The organism is Sulfitobacter sp. EhC04, assembly GCF_001650875.1.
Classification (GTDB): Bacteria; Pseudomonadota; Alphaproteobacteria; order Rhodobacterales; family Rhodobacteraceae; genus Sulfitobacter.
On record NZ_LXYI01000009.1, the window covers coordinates 31,221 to 52,099 of the forward strand.

Genomic DNA, 20,879 nt, shown 5'->3' on the forward strand with positions numbered 1-20,879 from the left:
TCCTTCTTGTGGTCAATTCGCAATCGGCCCCGTCAACAGGCCATAGCGGGCAATCTCGCCCGGTGTCATTTCATGTATCCCGTCCGAGGGGGCGGCCTGCAAGGTAAACCAGTAAAACGCATCGCTGCCCAGCATGTCACGGACATAGGCCGCATTGGCCCGATGCTCCGGCGCATCCGCAGCATAGCTGGCCCCTTCGCCAAATCCATCGGCCCATGAATGCACGCCTATCACGGCCCCGCCCTGCATCGTACGCGAGGTGCCAGCCAGAAACAAATCCACCGCCCCCGAGTAAATCGCGCTCCGGGCCTCCAGATGTGTGTCCAGACCCCGTTCGCGGATCAGATAACCCATGCGCAACACCGCCTGATCGTCGAGAGACCCCTGCATCACGCGCGGCACCACCTCCGCCACCTGCGGGTTGGCGTCCAGCAGTTCCACGAAATTGGCAGGCGTCCGGCTGGTGATCTCTCCGCTGATAAACAGCCGCGCGCCCGTAACCTCCATCCGGGTGCGGTCCACTGCGTTGTCGGCAATGGCACAGGCCCCCAGCACCAGAGCCAACAGCCCGATCAGCGGGCGAACCGCCCTCACGCTTGCATCACCGTCGGCGTCCGTTCCCCAAGAATATATCGCAGCACATCAACATAATCGAACGCCAGCGAAATCAGGATCGTGACCAGCACCACCCAGATGATGCGCCGGGGCCAGACCGGCATGTCCGGGCGGCGCGCCTGCGCAACCAGAAAGATCGCCACCGGCGTCCAGAACAGCACATGCGGCAGCCCAAGCAGCTTTACATACCCCATCTGGCCATACATCCAGTTGATCGCCAATCCCGCCAACACACTTGCTGACAGCGTCACCGCTCCGGTCAGACGCGACGCCCGCCAGATCAGCAGGACCGCCGGCAAAACAAAGGCTCCGATGAACAACCAGTTCACCCACAGGAAAACCCAGGTCGGTTGCTGGGCCAACGCTTCGTCAAAGCTCATTTGCACACCTCCATCGTTGATAGACACGGGGCCGCCGACAGGTCATCGGCACCCCGCCTGCCGTCTCAGGCGTCTTTCAGCGCGGCCACATCCTCGGGCGTGCCGACCGCGCGGCAGGTGCTGTCCCTGGCGATGCGGCGGATCATGCCGGACAATGCCTTGCCTGCACCGATCTCCCAGAACTCGGTCACGCCCTGGGCCGCCATCCATTCCACCGACGACCGCCAGCGCACCCGGCCTGTCACCTGCTCGACCAGCAGTTCGCGGATGCGCCCCGCATCCGTCACGCTGGTCGCCAGGACATTGGCCACCAGCGGCACCACGGGATCATTCATCTGAACCTCACCCAACGCGCGGGCCATCTCGTCTGCGGCAGGCTGCATCAGCGCACAATGGAACGGGGCAGAGACCGGCAGCGGCAATGCGCGCTTGGCGCCTGCTTCCTTGGCCAGCACCACGGCGCGCTCAATCGCCGCCTTGCTGCCTGACAGCACGTTCTGGCTGGGGTCGTTTTCATTGGCCAACTGGCAGACATCGCCTTGCGCCGCCTCTGCCGCCACTTTCTCGGCGGCCTCCGCGTCCAGCCCCAGAACGGCGGCCATCGCCCCCTGACCCACCGGCACCGCTGCCTGCATCGCGCGGCCCCGGATGCGCAGCAACCGCGCCGTATCGGCCAGTGACAAGGTGCCCGCCGCACAAAGCGCGGAATATTCGCCCAGCGAATGCCCCGCGACAAAGGCCGCGCGGTCCAGGTCAAAACCTTCAGCCCGCATCGCGGCAAGTGCGGCCATCGAAGTCGCCATCAGCGCGGGCTGGGCGTTTTCGGTCAGGGTCAGCGCCTCTGCCTCGCCCTCCCAGATCAGCGCCGAGAGTTTCTCTCCCAGCGCGTCATCCACCGCGTCGAACACCGCCCGCGCCTCGGGGTAGCTGTCGGCCAGCGCCTTGCCCATCCCGATGGTCTGTGCGCCCTGCCCTGGAAATACGAATGCGATGCTCATCTTGGCCTCCCCTTTTGTTGGCATCGGGTCTAGCCTGCGCAGCCAGCCGGAACAAGCCCGCAGCGCATCGCGCATGGCTGCACAGCGGGCCTGCATCAATTGGCATTGCCCCTGCGCCGACAGCCCGTATTTATGCGCGAAACCAGACCGGAGACCGACATGCCACTGACCAACACCCAGATCCGCTATGGCGGTGTCACAAAAACCTTTCACTGGCTGACCGCGCTGCTGATCCTGTCCCTGATTGTCCTGGGCCTGGTGGCAGAGGACCTGCCCTATGACACAGACGCCGAACTGGCCCGCAAGGCCTGGATGTTTTCCTTGCACAAGACCCTTGGCGTGCTTGTCTTTTTCGTCGCCCTCGCGCGCATCCTCTGGGCGGTCAGCCAGCCCAAGCCCGGCCTGCTGAATGCCGACAAAAAGGCCGAAAGCTTTCTGGCCGAACTGGTGCACTGGCTGCTTTATGGCGCGCTGGTGATCGTGCCGTTGTCGGGCTGGATCGGCCATGCCGCCGCCTCCGGCTTTGCGCCGATCTGGTGGCCGCTGGGACAAAACCTGCCGCTGGTGCCCAAATCCACCAGTGTGGAGCATTTTTTTGGCGCGGTTCACTATTTCGCGGGCCGTGTCCTGATCGGGGCGATCCTGCTGCATATGGCCGGGGCGCTGAAACATCACTTCATCGACCGCGACAGCACCCTGCGGCGCATGTTGCCGGGCGAAGCACCGGTTGGCCCGCTGCCGCAGGCCAGCCACAGCGCGGCACCCGTGGTGGCCGCCCTTGCGATCTGGTGCGCGGCCCTTGGCCTTGCCGTGGCCACGGCGCAGGGCGCGGATGGGGCAGAACCCGCCAGCCCGGCCCTGGCTGAGGTCGCCTCCGACTGGCAGGTGCAGGAGGGCAGCATCGCGATCAGCGTGACCCAGTTCGGATCAGAGGTCGACGGCAGCTTTGATGACTGGACCGCCGCAATAACCTTTGACGATACGCAGATGATCGGCGTCGTGGGCGATGTCACCGCCACCATATCCATCCCCTCGCTGACGTTGGGTTCGGTCACCAAACAGGCCCTGGGTGCCGATTTCTTTGCCGCCGACACCTTTCCCACAGCCACCTTCAACGCGCAGATCCAACATGCCAGCGACGGCTACGAAGCGGTCGGCACCCTGACCATCAAGGACAGGTCGGTGCCGCTGACCCTGCCCTTCGGGCTGGCGATCACCGACGACACCGCCGAGATGCGGGCGGATGTGACCCTGGACCGGCGCGACTTTGGCATTGGCGACAACATGCCCAAGGAGGACAGCCTGGCCTTTGCCGTGGCTGTCGCGATCCGGCTGACCGCAACCCGCGCGGCAGCGGGCGAATAACCACCCGGATGCAAAAAGGCCGGGGATCATCCCCGGCCTTTCGCATTCTTCCTGTGCAGGACGATCAGTCAGCTTTCATCGCCTCGACAGAGATGTTCACCTGAACCTCGTCGCTGATATAGGGTGCAAATGCACCAAGCTCGAAGTCGGAGCGCACGATGGTGGTGGTCGCATCGAAACCGGCCCAGGGCTTGCCCGCTTGCGGGTGGTCGCCAAGCTGGTTCAGCTTCGCATCCAGAACCACCGATTTGGTCACGTCGTTCATGGTCAGATCGCCGGTGATCTTTGCCGTATCCTCGCCGGTCACTTCGATAGCGGTAGAGGTAAAGGTGATCATGTCGCCCTCTTCCGCGCCAAAGAAATCGGCGGACATGAAGTGATCCTTGCGCTGTTCCCACCCGGTGAACATCGACAGAACCGGCATCGACACAGTGACGGAGGACGCGGCAGGGTCTTCCTGATCGAACATGATTTCACCCTCGAAACCCGAGAAGATGCCGTAGGTCGTGGAAAAGCCGAGGTGTTCATAGTTGAACATGACCTGCGAGTGGCTGGGGTCCAGCGTGTATTTTTCTGCGTTACTCGCCGTGTCGGCCGCCATTGCACCGGTTGCGCCAAGGGCCAGAGCCGCGGCAAACATCAAATTCTTCATAAGTTACTCCTGAGGGTCTTTGTTGATCGTTGTGGCGACAGATGTGCGTCTTGCCGCAGCAGAATCAACTCAACATCTCCTCACAGAGTCTGCGCGCCAGCAAACAATTGCCATTTGAAGAACTTCAGCTCTGCGCAGCAAACTGTCGCGGATTGACGGCGGCACCCGGCCCGCTGGGCCGTTCGCCAATGTCTGTTTTCAAATGGATTTTCTGCTCAGGCGATCTTGCCTGCGTCGCGCAGGCCGTTGACCAGGCTGTTGCGCAGGGTTGCGTCGGTCAGGGTTGCGACGGCCAGCAATATGCCTTGCGCATCCCACAAACGGACAACCGCGCCATTGACCTCGGCCGCGCGCAGGTCGGCAAAGGCGCAGCTTGTCAGCACCTCCCGCTCACCATATCCGCCCGGACGCACCAGGCTGACCGTGCGGCGGATCGTGTCAATCTCGACCTCCGGCGCATCGGGCTTGGCACTGGCCAGCATCATGCCCAGGCCCGCCACCACCGCCGCCACGGACAACAGCAATCTGAACAACATCACATCCGACTGCGCGGTGGCGGGCGCAAGCCAGATCACGAATGCCGCCAGAAACAGCCCCGCACCAACAATCCGTTGCAGGGTGCGGGCCAGCATCCTGCCCCCGTCCACCATGGATGCGGGTTCGCGCATGGTTGCGCCGCCTTTTGTGAAATCTGCTGCTGCCGTCATCTGCCCAATCCTTGATTTGGTTGGCCCTGATTTGGTTGGCCCTGGTTTGGTTAGCCGTGGTTTGGTTGGCCTCTGTCTGGTTGGATTGATGCTGCAGAACGAATTGGGCCAAAGCTGGGCAGACCCGCGGCGCGGGTCGGGCCATGTTGAGACCGCCCAGCCAAAACCGGCAAAGTCGACACGCTTTTGCGATTGCGAAGAAGGGTTTCCTTCGCTAATCCTGCCGCAGGTCCGGCCACCTGCTGCTCGCAGACGCAAGTCACGGTGAAGGTCGCGTTACATTCCTGACCTCACATGCACTTCGCAGGTCGGCAAGGCGAGCACCCTCCCCCATGTGAAGCAGCTTGCGAGGACCGCACAATGACGAACCCTGCGACGAAATCTGCGTCGAACCCTGCTCCAAATCCATTCACACATGGCCCGCTTGGCCCGATCTTTGCCCGAACCGCCCTGCCCATCATCTTTGTCATGGGGATGAACGGGTTGCTGGCTGTCGTGGACGCCATTTTCCTGGGCCGCTATGTCGGGGCCGACGCACTCAGCGCCGTGACCCTGGTGTTCCCGCTCTATATGGTGATCGTCGCGCTGGCGACGCTGGTCTCCAACGGCATGTCCAGCATCCTTGCCCGTCATCTCGGTGCGGGCAACCGGGCCGGGGCCGCCCAAGTCTTTGTCGGGGCGCATGGGCTGGCCCTGCTGATGAGCGGGGTGCTGATGCTGCTCTACCTGCTGTTCGGTGGGATCGTGACCCTGGCCCTGGCCTCCGGGTCCGGCGCGCTGGCCGACATGGGCCAGACCTACCTTGGCATTACAGTGTTCATGTCGCCGCTGCTGTTGGTCCTTGGGGTCAATTCCGATGCGCTGCGCAACGAAGGGCGCGTGGGCCTGATGGCCGCGATGAGCCTGCTGGTGTCGCTGTCGAACATCGGGTTCAACTACATCCTGATCGCCCTTCTGGGATGGGGCGTGGCAGGCTCCGCCCTGGGCACCGCGCTGGCGCAACTGCTGGCGCTCTGCATCATCATCGGGTTTCGAAGCATTGGCCGCACCGAGTTGCGCCCCGGCCTGCTGCTGCGCATCCCGCTTACCGCCTGCTGGGGCCGCATTCTGGCACTGGGGGCACCGCAAAGCCTGAATTTCATCGGCATTTCGCTCAGTTCCGCTGCGGTGATCGTGGCGCTGCAACTGGTCAACACGCCGGTCTATGAAACCACGGTTGCGGCCTTTGGCATCCTGACCCGTGTGATGACCTTTGCCTTCCTGCCGCTGCTGGGGCTGACCCATGCGCTGCAAACCATCGTCGGCAACAATTATGGCGCGCGGGAATGGGCGCGCTCTGACAGCGGGCTGCGGATCGGTCTTGGCGTCGCGTTCATATATTGCGCGGCGATGCAGGCGGCCTTTGTGACCATGCCGGACACCATCGCAAGCCTCTTTGTCACCGAACCGGCGGTCATCGCTGAATTCGCGCGCATCCTGCCGGTGAACACGTCGATGCTGTGGCTGTCCGGGCCGCTGATCGTGATTGCCTCCTATTTCCAGGCCATCGGCAATGCCACACGCGCGGCCCTTCTGGGCCTGACCAAAAGCTATGCGTTCGGCCTGCCGCTGACATTCTGCCTGCCACTGATCTGGGGCGAACCCGCGATCTGGCTTGCAGGACCACTGGCAGAGCTGATGATGGCCCTGCTGACCCTTGCAGTGCTGCATCAGACGGTATCGGCGCTTGGCCTGCGCCGGGGTCTGTTCGCCGCACAGCGCGGCAGGCAGCCAGCCTGACATGAAAAACGGCGCGGGGCGCTTGCCCTGCGCCGCAAACCGTGTATATCGGCCCTTCCTTTGCACATCTGTTGAACCGCGCAGTCTCTCGTGGTGGGGCCGCAAGGGATACTGCCCCGCCTATGAAATGCGCCTTGATATAAATAGGAGACCGCATGCCGCTATATGAGCATGTCATGATTGCGCGTCAGGATCTGTCCAACACGCAAGCCGAAGGCCTTATCGAACATTTTGGCACCGTCCTGTCCGACAACGGCGGGAAACTCGTGGATAGCGAGTACTGGGGCGTCAAGACGATGGCCTACAAGATCAACAAGAACCGCAAGGGCCACTATGCCTTCCTGCGCTCGGATGCTCCTGCACCGGCCGTTCAGGAAATGGAACGCCTGATGCGCCTGCACGACGACGTGATGCGCGTTTTGACCATCAAGGTCGACACCCACGCCGAACTGCCCTCCGTGCAGATGCAGAAACGCGACGAGCGCCCCGAGCGCCGTGAGCGCCGTTGATCAACGCTTGAAGAAAAGGACATAAACCATGGCTGCAAAACCATTTTTCCGCCGTCGCAAGGTCTGCCCCTTCTCGGGCGACAACGCACCTGCGATCGACTACAAGGACACACGTCTGCTGCAACGCTACATCTCTGAGCGTGGCAAGATCGTTCCCTCCCGCATCACCGCAGTTTCTGCGAAAAAGCAGCGTGAACTGGCCCGTGCCATCAAACGCGCCCGCTTCCTCGCCCTGCTGCCCTACGCCGTCAAGTAAGGAGAAAGCACATGCAAGTTATCCTTCTGGAACGTGTCGCCAAACTGGGTCAGATGGGCGAAGTCGTGGACGTAAAGCCCGGCTTTGCACGCAACTACCTGCTGCCGCAGGGCAAGGCGCTGTCGGCTTCCAAGGCCAACGTCGAAGCATTCGAGGCGCGCAAGTCGCAGCTTGAAGCCGAGAACCTGGAAACCAAGAAAGAAGCCGATCAGATGGCGGACAAGCTGAACGGTCAGCAGTTCGTCGTGATTCGCTCCGCTTCCGACGCGGGCGCGCTTTACGGTTCCGTCACCACCCGTGACGCTGCCGATGCCGCAACCGACGGTGGGTTCACCATCGACCGCAAACAGGTCGTGCTGAGCGCCCCGATCAAGGAACTGGGCCTGCACGATGTGCTGATCGTCCTGCACCCCGAGGTCGAAGCGACAATTCAACTGAACGTGGCCCGCTCACCCGAAGAGGCCGAGCTTCAGGCCTCCGGCAAATCCATCCAGGAAATGGCAGCCGAAGAAGAAGCGGCAGCCGATTTTGAAATTCAGGAGCTGTTCGACGATATCGGCGCAGCACAACTGGACGATCTGGACACGGACACCGATGCGGACGACGCACCTGCATCGGGCGATCAGGAAGACACCGCAGGCCGCGGCTAAGCCTTACCTGTCTGAAATTGAAACGCCGCGCGGAACATTCCGCGCGGCGTTTTTTTGTGTCCGGCATCCGGTGCCCGGCAGAACCGGCGTTTCTGTCACATTGCTGGCCCCGCTCAACAAGCGGAGGTTGATGCCTGTCGCAGTGACGCTCCGGTTGGGGGCCCACATGCCCCCCGGAGGCAAAGCACAAGCCGGGCTTTGGTTACCGGTGACTGACGGCAGCAAAATCCGCACAGCTCACCTCCCCACACATCGCAACAGCCGGTCCTCACCCCGGCGCGGCCCCCATCTCTCCGCTCAGGAAGGGCTCGGGGCTGTCCACCTCCTCCAGCTTCCTGCCACGAATCCACCAGAACCGCGTTCCCACACGGCGCAGAAAACTGCGGTCGTGACTGACCAGCAGGCAGGAGGCCCCATGGGCGATCAACTCCTCTTCCAGCGCCTCCTGCCCTTCGATGTCCAGATGGTTCGTTGGCTCGTCGAGCAGGTAGAAATTCGGGTTCTTCAGCCGCAGGACCAGCATCGCCAGCCGCGCCTTTTGCCCGCCGGACAGCGCGCCGATCCGCTTGTCCTGCATCCCGATCTCAACACCCGCCCCGGCCAGCACCGCACGGGCACGCTGGTCGCCAATGTCGAAAGCGCCGGTAATGGCCGTCATCGGGGTATCGCGGTCGGAAAGCTGGCTCAGATGTTGGTCCGAACAGGCCGGGACAACCGATGGGGCGCATTTCACAGGGCCGCCCGCCCCCGCCAGCGCCTGTTCGATCAAGGTGATCAGCCGGGTCTTGCCGGTGCCATTGGCCCCCAGCAGAACAACCCGGTCACCGGGCAGGATCCATTTTTGCCCGGTCCTGTACAACAGGTCGCCGCCCGGCGTTTCCACCGCAACATCATCCAGTGTAATCAGTGCCTTGGCATGGGTTCCGCTGTTGGTCAGCCTGATGTCACCCGCGCTGCGTTCGTGATGCGCGGGACGTGCGGCGGCCTCCATCTGTGCCGCGCGTTCGGTCAACTGCCGGGTCTTGACCACCAGCAGATCAGAGCCGGAATTGACCCCGATGTTCTTCAGCTTGGCGGCCTGCCTGCGCAATTGCTGCGCCTTGTTCAGATCATTTGCAAAGCGCCGCTCATCGGCGGCATCGGCCTGATCCAGCGCCGCCCGCGCGGCGGTAAAGGGCAGTTGAATGACCCTCGACCGCTCGGCCCTCAGGAACAGGGTCCGATTGGTCGTCTCGTCCAGAAACGCCCGGTCATGGGATGTGGTCACAACCGACACGTCGCGGGGCAAAGCGGCCAGCCAGTCCTGCAACAGCCCGATCCGATGCAGGTCCAGATGGTTCGTCGGCTCATCCAGCAACAGCACATCCGGTTCGGTGATCCAGACCGCCGCCAGCATCGCGCTGCGTTGCCAGCCGCCACTCAGCGCGCCCAGCACCTTGTGCTGCACCTCATAGGGCACCTTGAGATCGTCCAGCACCACATCGACGCGCCAGCTTTCATATTCCGCCTGTTCCGGGGGAAGCGCGGCCAGCACCCCGTCATAAAGCGTCTGGCCAAGGGCGTCTTCGGGCAGGTTCTGGGCAACATGGCCGACCCGCAGGCCGCGCGCGCGGGTGATGTCGCCGGTCGTGGGGTCGAATTCACCGGCCAGGCATTGCAGCAAGGTTGTCTTGCCGCGCCCGTTGGCGGCCACCAGACCGATACGGTCGCCCTTGGCGATGTTCAGGCACAGGTCGGAAAACAGCGGCGCGCCAAGGGTGACGCCCAAAGCGTTGATATTGATGATGGTCATGGGATTCTCTGGTCAAACAAAGGGGTGCCGCAACGCGGCCCTGGGCAGGCAGATCGAAGTCGCGTCTCTGACCAGCCCTGCAAACGGATTTACAGGGCGAAACGGGGTCCATGCTGAAGTCGGCGGATGATACGCATGTTCAGCTTGTGCCCTCCCCTTGTGAATGTTGACCGATGCCGAAAGTCTAGAAAATCCGGTTGCAAAGTGCAAGTTTCAGGGGGCGAAGCCCCGCCATCTGAATTGCCGGACCTGTCGCAGACACCGGTTGGTCTGGCTTCTTCTCCCCTGCTTTGCAGGGCTTTTGGGCCGATTCCCGCGCATCCCCTTGCGACTTCCCGCGCATTGCGGAACTGCGCACTTGCCTGAAAACCCTCCCCCGGTAGGTTCTGCGCAGTTGCCACAATCGCGAATCCTGAAAATGTTTCATCACACCCGTCGCGCCGCGCTGGCCTTGCTTTGCGCCGCTGCCGTCTCTGCCTGTGCCGCCGCGCCAGAGGTCAAGCCCGCACCGCGCCTTGCCATTCCGCTGCATCCCAACGAGACCCCGGAACTGCGGCAAAAGATCAACTACTGGGCCGATCACTATGAATTGCCGCGCCCGCTGGTGCATCGCCTTGCAATCCGCGAAAGCACCCACAACCCCAAGGCGCGCAATGGCCCCTATTACGGCCTGTTGCAGATCCTGCCCGCCACCGCCCGGTCGATGGGCTTTCAGGGCGCGCCTGGCGAGCTTCTGGATGCCGATACCAATCTTGAATATGCGCTGAAATACCTGCGCGGGGCCTGGCTGCTTTCGGACGGTGACCAGGGGACGGCCATCAAATGGTACGCGCGCGGCTACTATTACGAGGCCAAGCGACGCGGCATGCTGGTCGAGACCGGGCTGCGCAGCGGCTGATCCTCACCACCCCGGACGATATTTTCATCCGCCCCTTGAAGCAGGTCCCCCCTGCCATGATCTTGGCGATACCGGGCGGCGTGGTGATCGGCACCGCGTCTTTCCCGGTCTTTCCGGGACATCCAAATGATTGACCTATCGCTTATCGCAATCGGCTTTGCCGGGCTTCTTCTGGGCGGCAACTGGCTGGTGGACGGGGCGGTAGGCCTGGCCACCCGCTGGGGCGTGTCGCCGCTGGTGATCGGGCTGACACTGGTGGGTTTCGGCACCTCGATGCCGGAACTGGTGACATCTGTACAGGCCGCCCTTGCAGGCTCTCCCGGCATTGCGATCGGCAATGTGGTGGGCAGCAATATCGCCAATATTCTGCTGATCCTGGGCCTGACCTGCGCGCTGAGCCCGATGGCGGTGGCCAGGGGGACGCTGCAGCGTGACGGGACGGTCATGCTGGGGGCCACGCTTGCGGCGCTTGCGCTGGTGCTCTGGGGCAACATCAACCGGCCCATGGGGCTGCTGCTGGTCGCGGGGCTTGCGCTGTACCTCGTCACTGCCCTGCGGCGCGGTGACAGCGATGCAGCCTGCATCAGTGACATGCCCACCCCGCCGCTCTGGCGCGGCCTGGTCGCGGTGCTGGCCGGTCTGGTCGTGACAATCCTTGCCGCACGCGCCCTTGTCACCGGCGCGGTTGCAGTGGCCGCGTCCTGGGGCGTGTCCGAGGCGCTGATCGGTGTGACCATCGTGGCGGTCGGCACCTCCCTGCCCGAACTGGTGACTTCGCTTGTCGCCGCGCGCAAGGGGCAGGCCGATATGGCCTTTGGCAATATCATCGGCAGCAACATCTTCAATGTGCTGGGCATTCTCGGCGTCACCGCGATGGTGCGCCCGATGCAGGTGCCTGCGCAATTCATCGCGCTGGACATCTGGGTGATGACGGGTGCCGCGCTGGTGGTCCTGATCATGGGGGCCACGGGTCGGAGGATCAGCCGGGGCGAAGGGGCGACCCTGCTCGCGGGCTATGCCGCCTATACCGGGCTGCTGATCCTCGGCTGAGGGTCAGTCGAAGCCAACAAACCGCGCAACCTCATCGATCCCGCGCCGGTGGGAGCGCACGGCATTGGCGGAAAAGCTGTCGTCGGGCCAGCCCATCGCAACACAGGTCAGGATGACCTGATCATCGGGGATCTGCGCATGTTCGCGCACCACGGGCGATTGCATGATGCCCTGCCCGTTGATCACGGTGCCCAGCCCCCTGCTCCAGGCCGCCAGCACCAGACCATAGGTCACGGCCCCCAGATCGAAATGCGCGATCGTCCCCTTGTCGGTCAGGCTCTTGTCAAAGCAGACGACAATAGACACCGGCGCATCGAACTGGCGAAAGCCGCGCATGACCCAGTCCTGCCGCCGCACCTTGTCGTCGCGTTCGATCCCCATAGCCCCGAAAAGCTGCTTTGCAATCTCAACCTGGCGGTCGCGGTGAACACCCTCATAGGCCCCGTGGTCACTGATCTCGCGCTGGGGCGGCACGCCGCCCAGCATGCGGGTCGAATTGCCCTCCCGCACTTTCGCCAGCGGCTCGCCGGTCAGCACATGCAGGTGCCAGGGCTGGGTGTTCATGGAGGACGGCGCGCGCATCGCCAGCGCAATGATCTCTTCCAGAAGGGCGCGCGGCACGGGATCATTGGTGAACCCCCGGATGCTGCGCCGCTCCAGCATGGCCTCTTCAAGTTCCATCTGCTGCCGCCCCCCTGACTGACTGGGCACAGATTTCCCCAGCCCGGAAGCGAGGTCAATCGACGGCATCCGTAACGTGGCGGCACAGGCCCGGACTTTTCAAAAAGTCCGGACCGATTTTTTCGAAAAAATCGCCCCTCAAACGCAAAGGGCCGTGCCCAACGGACACGGCCCTGCAACGCGTACTGAAACGCGGATTATTCGTCTTCCAGCGCCTCGACGGCCTTTTGAAGCTCCTCTTTGGACACTTCCTTTTCGCTCGTCTTCGCCTGCTCGGCGATGTGGTCAACCACCTTGTCCTCGAACAGCGGCGCGCGCAGCTGCTGCTGCATCTGCTGGTTCTGCTGCACGAATTCAAAGAACTGGCGTTCCTGGCCCGGATACTGGCGGGCCTGGTTCATGATCGACTGGGTCATCTCGGCGTCGGTCACCTCGACCTCTGCCTTCTGGCCAATCTCTGCCAGCAGCAGGCCCAGACGTACCCGACGTTCCGCCAACGTCTTGTGCTCGTCCGTGGTCTCGATCTCGGGGTGGTCGTGGCCTTCCACATCGGGGTTGTCCTCGTGCCACAGCTGATGTGCGATCTGGCCCGCCTCGGCTTCGACCAGCGAGGGCGGCAGGTCAAAGCTGACCAGCTTGTCCAGCGCGTCGAGCAGGCCGCGCTTCATCACCGCGCGAGAGGCACCGGCGTATTCGGCTTCCAGACGTTCCGCGATCTGCTTTTTCAGACCTTCCAGATCCTCGGACCCGAATTTGGTCGCCAGTTCATCGTTGATCTCTGCGGCAACGGGCTCCTTGACGTCCTTGATGGTGCAGTCAAAGGTCGCTTCCTTGCCCTTGAGATGCTCGGCCTGGTAATCGTCGGGGAAATTGACGGTAACCGCCTTTTCCTCGCCTGTCTTCACGCCCACAAGCTGCTCTTCAAAGCCGGGGATGAAGGAATTGGAGCCCAGAACCAGCGGATAGTCCTCTGCCGAACCGCCTTCAAAGGCCTCGCTGTCGACCTTGCCGACGAAATCCATCACGACCTGGTCGCCGTCCTTGGCCTTGGAACCCTTCTTGCGGGATTTGAAATCCTGCGCGGTTTCGGCCAGGTTTTTCAGCGCCTCGTCGATGGCCGCGTCATCGGCCTTGACCACCAGCTTTTCCAGCTCGATCTTGGACATGTCGATCTCGGGGATTTCCGGCAGCGCCTCGTAGGTCATGGTGACCTCGACGTCGTCGCCTTCCTTCCAGTCTTCATTGGTCATCTTGACGTCAGGCTGCATCGCGGGGCGGTCGCCGGATTTCTCGAAATGCTCGTTCATCGCGCCGTCGATGCTTTCCTGCATCGCTTCGCCCATGACGCGCTGGCCGAACTGCTTTTTCAGCAGCGCCATCGGCACCTTGCCCTTGCGAAAACCCTTCATCTCAACGTCAGGCTGCGCTTCGGCCAGTTTCTCGTTCACTTTGGCGTCCAGTTCAGCCGCCGTCAGCGTGATGGCATAGCCGCGTTTCAGACCGTCGTTCAGCGTCTCGTTGACCTGCATGTGTGCTCCATAGAGTAAGGCCGCGCCGAATGGGGCGCGGGCGAAAATTTCTGCCCTTCTATTGAGCAGGGCGCTGGGGTGCAAGGGGGTTTGGGCCGCCGGACCTAGTCCTGCGTGTAAAGCAGGACAAGCGCATCTGCTTCTTGCAGCAAAACTTCACTTTGCCGGGCGGCGTCAAGCAGGATTTCATCGGTGATCTCACCACCTGCCACAACCTCCTCCAGCATCTGTTTCATCGGCTTCCAGCTTTTCTTCACGGCACGTAGCTGACCGCGCTGCCGTGGCTTCGGCTTGCCGCCCAACGCGCCGTCCTTGCCGCCCCTGAACAGCCGGTGAAGCGCGGTGTCAAAGACACCGACTGTATCAGCCAGTGCTTCGCGCACATCCGCGCCGCCAATGCCGATCGACAGGAAACAAAGCTCCTTGACCATTTTCTGGCTCAACATGCCCTGCCGACCCGCTAGGACAATTGCCGCAGCGATCCCCGGATCAATCTGGGCGGTGCCGTAATGCGCCTCCATCAATTCCATGGTTGCGTGCATTTCACTCAAGGTCGGCAAATTGCGGCTGACCATCAGCCAGACAACAACCGTGTGCAGGTCACCCGCCGCGATCTGCCTTGCCGATGCGGTCAGCCCCGAAGAAAGTGCCGCGGTGCGCGCCAGCCCTGCACGCACGTCAGGATAGGTTTCTTTCAGCACGCCCTGTTCGGCATCGCCGTCGGCAAGACTGACAAGCATCGCGTCAAAACTGGTTGCGGCCTCATGCGCGCGGCGCGCTTCGACCTCGGAGTCGACCGACACCATCGACAGACAGGCGCTTTTGGCCATGCGCTGACTTAACATGCGCTGTCGTGCTGCCAGGCTGATCCTGTTGCGGGCATTTTGCGCGGCATCAACCTCGGCCCAGGCGGGCTGGCCAGAGCCCTCAACCCACAATCCCGCTACAATCAGCGCCACGGTCAAATAAGGCCGCGCCACTGCTGTTATCCTGTACGTCATGCGGCCATCCTGATGAACTTGCTCGGCCCGTTATAATCATGCGGGCGTAAAAAGTTCCTGAATGGCCGCCCCGGCGGCTCACATGCCCAGCGCTTCCTTGTACATTTCCAGCACCGCTTCTTCTTCGGCAATGTCGTCCTTGTCGCGCTTGCGCAGGGCAATCACCTTGCGCATCACCTTGGTGTCATAGCCGCGCGCCTTGGCCTCGGCCATGACTTCCTTTTGCTGCTCTGCAAGGTCCTTTTTCTCAGCGTCCAGCCGCTCGATACGCTCGATGAACTGACGCAGTTCATTGGCGGTCACGCGGTAGGTCGCATCGCCCACCGTGTCGACAACTTCGGGGTTGGTGCCTGTATCGCTCATTGCGTTCTCCTGCGCTTGGGGTTGGTCGGCACTGACTACAAGCGCGCCGCGCGCCCTGCAAGACGCACTTGATCCGGCCGGGTCTTTGGCGTAGCGGATGCGCCATGGAAACGACCGAGACCAACATTCTGGACATCGTGATCTGGACCGGGGCGGCAATATCGCTGCTGGGGCTGGTCGGGCTGGTCTGGTGCATCATCGCCGTGTCACGCGCGAAACGCGCCAATCTGGACGACGATGCGATGCGCGCAGTGCTGAAATCCGCGATCCCGCTGAACCTGGGCGCATTGTTTTTGTCCGTGATCGGCCTGATGATGGTGATTGTCGGCATCTTTCTGGGCTGAACGCAAGCCACCGCTGGACAGAAGGCACCGGGCTGCGTAAATCATCCCATGGACATTCGACAACTCACCCCCCGCTATTTCGTGGCCCCCCAGATCGACCCGTCGGACATGGAGGCCATTCGCGCTGCGGGCATCACCCGCATCCTGTGCAACCGCCCGGACGCAGAGGTGCCGCCCAGCCATCAGGCCGCCGCGATCCAGGCTGCCGCCGAGGCGGCCGGCATCGGATTTGCGCTGCAACCGCTGACCCATCAGACCATGGTGCCGGATGTGATCGGGCAAAACCGCGCGCTGGGTGCGGACACGGATGATGTGGTGCTGGCCTATTGCGCCTCCGGTACACGGTCGACCATCGCCTGGGCGCTGGGTCAGGCCGGGCAGATGCCCGCCGATGATATCCTCGCCGCTGCCCGCGCGGGCGGCTATGACATTTCAAACATCGCCCCGGCGCTGGATGCACCTTTCACCTGACAGGTCAGCCTGCCTTGCGCTCTGACAGATCGGGCAAATCCGGCAGGTCACCCAAATCCGGCATGTCGTCAAGCTCCGGCAGGCCGTCAAGCTCGGGCAGGTCATCCATATTTGAAAGATCCAGTTCGGGCAGATCGGACATATCCGGCAAGTCATCCGGCGCTGCCGGGCTGACATCGATCGGTGCCATCTCCGCCGGAGCAGAAGGTATTGGCGGCGAGTGCGGTTCCGGCGCGCGCTGATCCAGCCCCGCCCGGTCGCTGGCGCGCCGGTTCGGTGTCTGGGCACCCCGCTTTTCCGGCACGATCCGCAGCGCACGGCAACCGTCCAACTGCCCCAGCACGCCGCGCACCAGACTGCCGCCACCGGGTCTGAGCACCTCTGCCCTGTCAAAGCGCGCGCCGTTCAATTCCAGCGTATCGCCGACGCGCAATTGGCCCAGCCTCGCCAGCGGCATCCGCAGCCGCGCCAGCGCAATGTCCAGACCGACATCCAGCGCCAGCACCGATTGCGACAGGGTGGCGGATTTCTGATTGCCCTTGCCTGCGACCTCCTCCACCGCGTCCTCCGGCGGGACCTGCGCCACCGCTTCGTCGGGTTCGGGCAGGCAAAGCAGGATCTGGCCCTGCCGCACGCCACCCGCAATATCGACGGTCAGGGTGATCAGGCGGTATGCCTGTTCTTCAAGTGCCAGCGAAAGCAGGCGTGGATTATCGACCCGACTGCCAAAGGCATGACCCGCCAGCAGATGCTTGTCCGCCGGCGCGTCAGGCAGTGCCGCCGCCCGCTTGATCAGCGCATTCACGAAGGGGGCGGTGACGGCCGCATCCGTATCCGTCATCGGGCGTGGATCGCCCCCGGTGTCGGGCAACACCTGTGCCATGGTCTGCTGCTGGATCAACGCGCCCACCAGCAATGGGTCCAGCGCCGCTGCCGCAGGCCGCCCGTCGGGACCATCCAGCAGCATCAGCAGGTTCCGCGCGTCAAAGTGTTCTTGCAGGTCGTCGCCTGCCACCTCTTCCACCTTGATGGCAAGGGCGGCCAGCGCCAGATCAAGCAGGTCATCAGCCACCTTCGCCAGACTGAGGCGCAGGGATTTGGCCAAGGTCATTGCGCGCGCCTGATGCCTGGCGCGGCCCCGGTCGGTCTTGCGCCGCAAAACGGAGCCTTCCCCGCTGTCTGATTTTTGCTGAGCTTGCCCCATGGCCACCATTCATTCGTGCGTCATTGCAACAGCATTAACGCCAAACCGGTTACCAAGCCCTTTAAGTCACCGGCGTCTGGCCCGGATTTTCGGCATCCTGCACCAGAACGCTCTGCGGCAGGCTGACCCTGAAGGCGGTGCCGCTCTCCTTTGGCAGATACAGAACCTGCCCGCCGAGCCGCGACATGATCTCCTGGCAGATGGCAAGTCCAAGGCCCACACCCTCCGCTGCTTCCCCGCTGATCCGAAAGAACTTTTCGAAGATGACCGATTGCACGTCGGCGTCGATGCCGCTGCCATTGTCGACAAAGTCAATCCACAGGCCGCCGTCGTGACGGCTGACGCGGATGGTCAGCGCAGGCTCTGCCGCGTCACAATATTTGCGCGCGTTGGACACGAGGTTGATGAACACCTGCACCAGACGGTCGATATCGGTGTGCAGCACGACGTCGGGCGTTTCGGTTTCACGATGCACCGCCAGCGCAGGCCCCGCCCCGGCCAGCGCCGTCGTCACCGCGCGGTCCATCATGTCGCTCAGCCGGTCCTGCCCCATGCGCAGAGTCACCTGCCCGTTCTCCAGCACCGACAGATCCAGAAGCTCATCCAGCAGACGGGTCAGGCGCAGCGTTTCCGAATGGATGATGGAGGCATAGCGCGTCTTGTCCGCCTCGGTCAGCTTGCCCGCATCGCGCAGGATCTCGGAAAACGACCGGATTGAGGTCATCGGGGTGCGCAGCTCATGGCTGATCTGGCTGAGGAACCCGTCCTTTTGCAGTGAAAGCTGGGTCAGTTTTTCATTGGCGCTGCGCAGTTTTGCTGCCGTTTCGGTCAATTCACGGGATTTCTGTTCAAGCTGGTTGGAATATTCCAGCATCTGCGCGGATTCGTCCGCCACCGCCAGCAGGTCCTGCACAGAGACAGAGGTGCCACCGACGATCTGGCTGACCATGGCATGTGCGGTTGCGGCCCCCACGGAGCCTGCCAATTCCCGCTCCAGCGCCTGCACAAAGGCGGGCGTGGGTTCCGGCAGGCCGCCGGTAATGCCCTGGGCCTCCGCCTCCGCACGGAAAAACGCCTGCGCCTCGGGCGCGCCCAGAATGCGCTGCGCCATGATCATCAGATCCTCGCTGCCCGCGACCGAGGCGGTCCAGCTGCGCGCCGGGCCGGAATGTTCCAGCACATTCACGAACTGCGCCCCCTGAAGCCGTTCGATCGGGTCGGGAAAGCTGACGATGGAGACCGCGACAAAGGCCAGCGTGTTCAGCGACAGCGACCAGACCACCGCATGCACCGTCGGGTCCAGACCCGAAATGCCGAACAGCGCCTGCGGGCGCAGCCAGCTTTGCCCCCATAGGCCCTGCGCAAAAGTCTCCGCCGACAGTGCGGCGCCCACGCCAAAGCTGGGCAGCAGCATGGTGAACACCCATATCGCAAAGCCGATCCCGAGACCGCACAGCGCGCCCGACCGGGTGGCACCGCGCCAGAAAATACCGCCCAGAAGCGCCGGCAGGAACTGCGCCACCCCGCCGAAAGAGATCGTGCCGATGGCGGCAAGGGCCGCACTGCCGCCGGAGATGCGGTAATAAAGCACGCCAAGCGCGATGATCAGCAGGATCGACAGTCGCCGCGCCAGCAGGACCACCTGCCGCACATCGCCCGATTGCACCGCGCTGCCGTGCCGGGTGCTCAGCCAGATCGGCATCACGATATGGTTCGACACCATGGTGGACAGCGCCAGCGTCGCCACGATCACCATCGAGGTGGCCGATGAAAACCCGCCGAGGAAAGACAGCATCGCCAGCCCGTTCTGCCCCTGGCTCAGCGGCAGGCTGAGCACAAAGAGATCGGGGTTGGAACCGGGCGGCATCAGGTCCAGCCCCACCACCGCGATGGGCACCACGAAAAGGCTCATCAACATCAGGTAGAGCGGAAAGGCCCAGGAGGCGATTTGCAGGTGCCGTTCCTCGTCGTTTTCGACAACCATGACCTGAAACATGCGCGGCAGGCAGACAAAGGCCGCCGCCGACAACAGCGTCAGCGCGGCCCAGCGGCCGCCCTGCACCTGCCATTCACCGATCGCCGAGGCATCGACCCGCGCCAGCGTCTGCTCCACCCCGCCGCCAAGGCCCCAGACCACAAAGATACCCACCGCCAGCGAGGCCACCAGCTTGACAATGGCCTCCACCGCGATGGCGATCACCACGCCGTGATGGCGTTCGTTCACATTCAGGTTCCTTGTGCCGAAAAGCACGGTGAACAGCGCCAGCCCCGCCGCCACCCAAAGGGCCGCGCTGACCGGGTTATAGCTGCTGCCATCGCCATTGGCCGCGAAGATCGACAGCGACAGGACCACCGATTGCAATTGCAGCGCAATGTAAGGCGTGACTCCGATCACCGCCATCAGGGTCACGATGATGGCCAGGCTGTTGGACTTGCCATAGCGGCTTGAGATCAGGTCGGCGATGGACGTCACCCGCTGGCTGCGCCCGATCCGCACCAGCCGGCGCAGGCCCCACCACCAGCCGATCATCACCAGGCTGGGGCCTAGATAGATGGTGACATATTCCAGCCCCGACCGCGCCGCATAGCCAACGGCACCGTAGAACGTCCAGGCGGTGCAGTAGATCGACAGTGACAGCGTATAGACCAGCGGAGAGCGCAGCAGCGTGCCGCCCTTGCCGCGCAGCGCCGCACGCTCTGCCCAGAAGGCGACCAGAAACAGCCCGGCCACATAGGCCAGGCAGACCAGCACAAGTTCGTTCAGCGCGACCATCAGCCCTGTCGGGGCGGGCTGTCCGCGCCACCCTCTGCGCTATCCTCTGCGGCACCACGCCCGGTGCGCCACCACAGGGCCAGCGCGCCAAGGATCAACAGGACCCAGACCCCGAAGATATAGCGCAGCGCCGAGGACATCGGCATCGGCGCGCCCGTCCCCTCTCCCGGCCCTTCCCCCGGCACCGCCCAGAGCAGCGGCACCATCCACAGCGCCAGACCCACCAGCGGCCACAGGCGCAGGGCATCCATCGCCCGGCGCATTCGGTAGCTGCGGCGTTCAAGAAACATGCGGCGCTCGGGCATGGCGGCCTCAGGCCGAGGCCGTCAGTTCGCGCACGGCCTCCAGCATCTCGGCATTGGAAAAGGGTTTGGTCATGAACTTGCTCACCCCTGCCTTGCGCGCCATCTCGCGGTCGCGGCTCTGGCCGCGCGCGGTCAGCATCATCACCGGCAGATCGGCAAAGGCCGGATCGGCCCGCAGGTCGTGCAATATCTCGAACCCGCTGCGGCCCGGCAACATCACGTCCAGCAGCACCAGGTCGGGGCGGACCTTGCGGATCACCTCCACCGCGTTCAGCCCGTTTGCCAATGTCTCTACCCGCCAGCCGTCATTCGACAGGACAAAGCGGATGGCTTCGGCGATGTTCAGCTCGTCCTCCACCAGCACGACATGTTTGCTCATGCGCGGTTTTCCCTCCCCATGCGGCCTGTTGCAACCGCGCTTCAACATGCACCGGAACATGCGACCTGTCAAAGCTGTGCATGGGACCGGGCAGCGAAGGGTGTGATCGTGGTAAATGCACCGCAGCCGGCCTGTCCGGATGCGGCGTGTGGAGGCCTGCCGGAGCAGGCGTTATTCA

General features: G+C 63.2%; 23 protein-coding genes. 9 read left to right on the forward strand and 14 right to left on the reverse strand.

Annotated elements, in window-relative coordinates:
- Positions 1-12 precede the first annotated feature (12 nt).
- The 3 genes from A8B82_RS04460 to fabD all read right to left on the reverse strand — a co-directional run bounded on the left by A8B82_RS04460 (position 13) and on the right by fabD (position 1,993).
- Positions 13-594: a hypothetical protein gene (locus tag A8B82_RS04460; protein ID WP_082899134.1), complete on the reverse strand. Its 582-nt coding sequence runs from the start codon at positions 592-594 to the stop codon at positions 13-15.
- Complete coding sequence (locus A8B82_RS04465; RefSeq protein WP_067288800.1) at positions 591-995, reverse strand: hypothetical protein; 405 nt, start codon at positions 993-995, stop codon at positions 591-593. Before A8B82_RS04465 ends, A8B82_RS04460 begins: the two co-directional genes overlap by 4 nt.
- A gap of 65 nt (positions 996-1,060) precedes the next feature.
- On the reverse strand, positions 1,061-1,993 hold the full coding sequence (gene fabD, locus A8B82_RS04470; RefSeq protein ID WP_067289445.1) for an ACP S-malonyltransferase: 933 nt from the start codon (positions 1,991-1,993) through the stop codon (positions 1,061-1,063).
- A gap of 159 nt (positions 1,994-2,152) precedes the next feature.
- Between fabD and A8B82_RS04475 the strand changes: the two genes are divergently transcribed.
- Positions 2,153-3,358: a cytochrome b/b6 domain-containing protein gene (locus A8B82_RS04475; protein ID WP_067289448.1), complete on the forward strand. Its 1,206-nt coding sequence runs from the start codon at positions 2,153-2,155 to the stop codon at positions 3,356-3,358.
- Between the two features lie 64 nt (positions 3,359-3,422).
- On the opposite strand, the gene A8B82_RS04480 is transcribed toward A8B82_RS04475, so the two are convergent.
- Both A8B82_RS04480 and A8B82_RS04485 read right to left on the reverse strand, forming a co-directional pair.
- Positions 3,423-4,010, reverse strand: coding sequence for a YceI family protein (locus A8B82_RS04480; RefSeq protein ID WP_067288803.1), 588 nt, complete (start codon positions 4,008-4,010; stop codon positions 3,423-3,425).
- Between the two features lie 215 nt (positions 4,011-4,225).
- Positions 4,226-4,717 (reverse strand): hypothetical protein, encoded by a 492-nt coding sequence (locus A8B82_RS04485; RefSeq protein ID WP_082899135.1) that lies wholly within the window; start codon positions 4,715-4,717, stop codon positions 4,226-4,228.
- 360 nt (positions 4,718-5,077) lie between these two features.
- Between A8B82_RS04485 and A8B82_RS04490 the strand changes: the two genes are divergently transcribed.
- The 4 genes from A8B82_RS04490 to rplI all read left to right on the forward strand — a co-directional run bounded on the left by A8B82_RS04490 (position 5,078) and on the right by rplI (position 7,911).
- Positions 5,078-6,496, forward strand: a complete 1,419-nt coding sequence (locus A8B82_RS04490) for an MATE family efflux transporter (protein ID WP_067288806.1) — start codon at positions 5,078-5,080, stop codon at positions 6,494-6,496.
- A 155-nt stretch (positions 6,497-6,651) separates the two neighbouring features.
- A complete protein-coding gene (rpsF, locus tag A8B82_RS04495; RefSeq protein ID WP_067288809.1) occupies positions 6,652-7,005 on the forward strand; it encodes a 30S ribosomal protein S6 in 354 nt (117 codons plus the stop codon).
- A 28-nt stretch (positions 7,006-7,033) separates the two neighbouring features.
- Positions 7,034-7,261: a 30S ribosomal protein S18 gene (gene rpsR / locus A8B82_RS04500; RefSeq protein WP_005852865.1), complete on the forward strand. Its 228-nt coding sequence runs from the start codon at positions 7,034-7,036 to the stop codon at positions 7,259-7,261.
- Positions 7,262-7,272: 11 nt separating this feature from the next.
- Complete coding sequence (gene rplI, locus A8B82_RS04505) at positions 7,273-7,911, forward strand: 50S ribosomal protein L9 (RefSeq protein ID WP_067288811.1); 639 nt, start codon at positions 7,273-7,275, stop codon at positions 7,909-7,911.
- A 268-nt stretch (positions 7,912-8,179) separates the two neighbouring features.
- On the opposite strand, the gene A8B82_RS04510 is transcribed toward rplI, so the two are convergent.
- On the reverse strand, positions 8,180-9,703 hold the full coding sequence (locus A8B82_RS04510; protein ID WP_067288813.1) for an ABC-F family ATP-binding cassette domain-containing protein: 1,524 nt from the start codon (positions 9,701-9,703) through the stop codon (positions 8,180-8,182).
- A gap of 418 nt (positions 9,704-10,121) precedes the next feature.
- Between A8B82_RS04510 and A8B82_RS04515 the strand changes: the two genes are divergently transcribed.
- Entirely contained in the window at positions 10,122-10,601 is a 480-nt protein-coding gene (locus tag A8B82_RS04515) for a transglycosylase SLT domain-containing protein (RefSeq protein WP_067288816.1), read from the forward strand.
- Positions 10,602-10,727: 126 nt separating this feature from the next.
- The gene (locus A8B82_RS04520; protein WP_067288819.1) at positions 10,728-11,651 is read left to right on the forward strand and encodes a calcium/sodium antiporter; all 924 of its coding nucleotides are present in this window, start codon (positions 10,728-10,730) and stop codon (positions 11,649-11,651) included.
- Positions 11,652-11,654: 3 nt separating this feature from the next.
- Here A8B82_RS04520 and A8B82_RS04525 read toward each other — a convergent pair whose 3' ends face one another.
- The 4 genes from A8B82_RS04525 to A8B82_RS04540 form a co-directional block, all read right to left on the reverse strand.
- A complete protein-coding gene (locus tag A8B82_RS04525; protein WP_067288821.1) occupies positions 11,655-12,332 on the reverse strand; it encodes a nitroreductase in 678 nt (225 codons plus the stop codon).
- Positions 12,333-12,529: 197 nt separating this feature from the next.
- Positions 12,530-13,861 (reverse strand): trigger factor, encoded by a 1,332-nt coding sequence (gene tig / locus A8B82_RS04530; protein WP_067288823.1) that lies wholly within the window; start codon positions 13,859-13,861, stop codon positions 12,530-12,532.
- Between the two features lie 104 nt (positions 13,862-13,965).
- A complete protein-coding gene (locus A8B82_RS04535; protein WP_082899136.1) occupies positions 13,966-14,862 on the reverse strand; it encodes a type IV pili methyl-accepting chemotaxis transducer N-terminal domain-containing protein in 897 nt (298 codons plus the stop codon).
- A 78-nt stretch (positions 14,863-14,940) separates the two neighbouring features.
- On the reverse strand, positions 14,941-15,225 hold the full coding sequence (locus tag A8B82_RS04540) for a DUF2312 domain-containing protein (RefSeq protein ID WP_067288826.1): 285 nt from the start codon (positions 15,223-15,225) through the stop codon (positions 14,941-14,943).
- A gap of 104 nt (positions 15,226-15,329) precedes the next feature.
- Here A8B82_RS04540 and A8B82_RS04545 point away from each other — a divergent pair, with 104 nt between their 5' ends.
- Entirely contained in the window at positions 15,330-15,569 is a 240-nt protein-coding gene (locus tag A8B82_RS04545) for a hypothetical protein (protein ID WP_067288828.1), read from the forward strand.
- Positions 15,570-15,617: 48 nt separating this feature from the next.
- Complete coding sequence (locus A8B82_RS04550) at positions 15,618-16,040, forward strand: TIGR01244 family sulfur transferase (RefSeq protein WP_067288830.1); 423 nt, start codon at positions 15,618-15,620, stop codon at positions 16,038-16,040.
- 4 nt (positions 16,041-16,044) lie between these two features.
- Here A8B82_RS04550 and A8B82_RS04555 read toward each other — a convergent pair whose 3' ends face one another.
- The 4 genes from A8B82_RS04555 to A8B82_RS04570 all read right to left on the reverse strand — a co-directional run bounded on the left by A8B82_RS04555 (position 16,045) and on the right by A8B82_RS04570 (position 20,701).
- Positions 16,045-17,151, reverse strand: a complete 1,107-nt coding sequence (locus A8B82_RS04555) for a FliM/FliN family flagellar motor switch protein (protein WP_161489417.1) — start codon at positions 17,149-17,151, stop codon at positions 16,045-16,047.
- 154 nt (positions 17,152-17,305) lie between these two features.
- Positions 17,306-20,017 (reverse strand): ATP-binding protein, encoded by a 2,712-nt coding sequence (locus A8B82_RS04560; RefSeq protein WP_067288836.1) that lies wholly within the window; start codon positions 20,015-20,017, stop codon positions 17,306-17,308.
- Positions 20,017-20,322 (reverse strand): hypothetical protein, encoded by a 306-nt coding sequence (locus A8B82_RS04565; protein ID WP_067288839.1) that lies wholly within the window; start codon positions 20,320-20,322, stop codon positions 20,017-20,019. Before A8B82_RS04565 ends, A8B82_RS04560 begins: the two co-directional genes overlap by 1 nt.
- A gap of 7 nt (positions 20,323-20,329) precedes the next feature.
- Complete coding sequence (locus A8B82_RS04570) at positions 20,330-20,701, reverse strand: response regulator transcription factor (RefSeq protein ID WP_067288842.1); 372 nt, start codon at positions 20,699-20,701, stop codon at positions 20,330-20,332.
- Between the last annotated feature and the right edge of the window lie 178 nt (positions 20,702-20,879).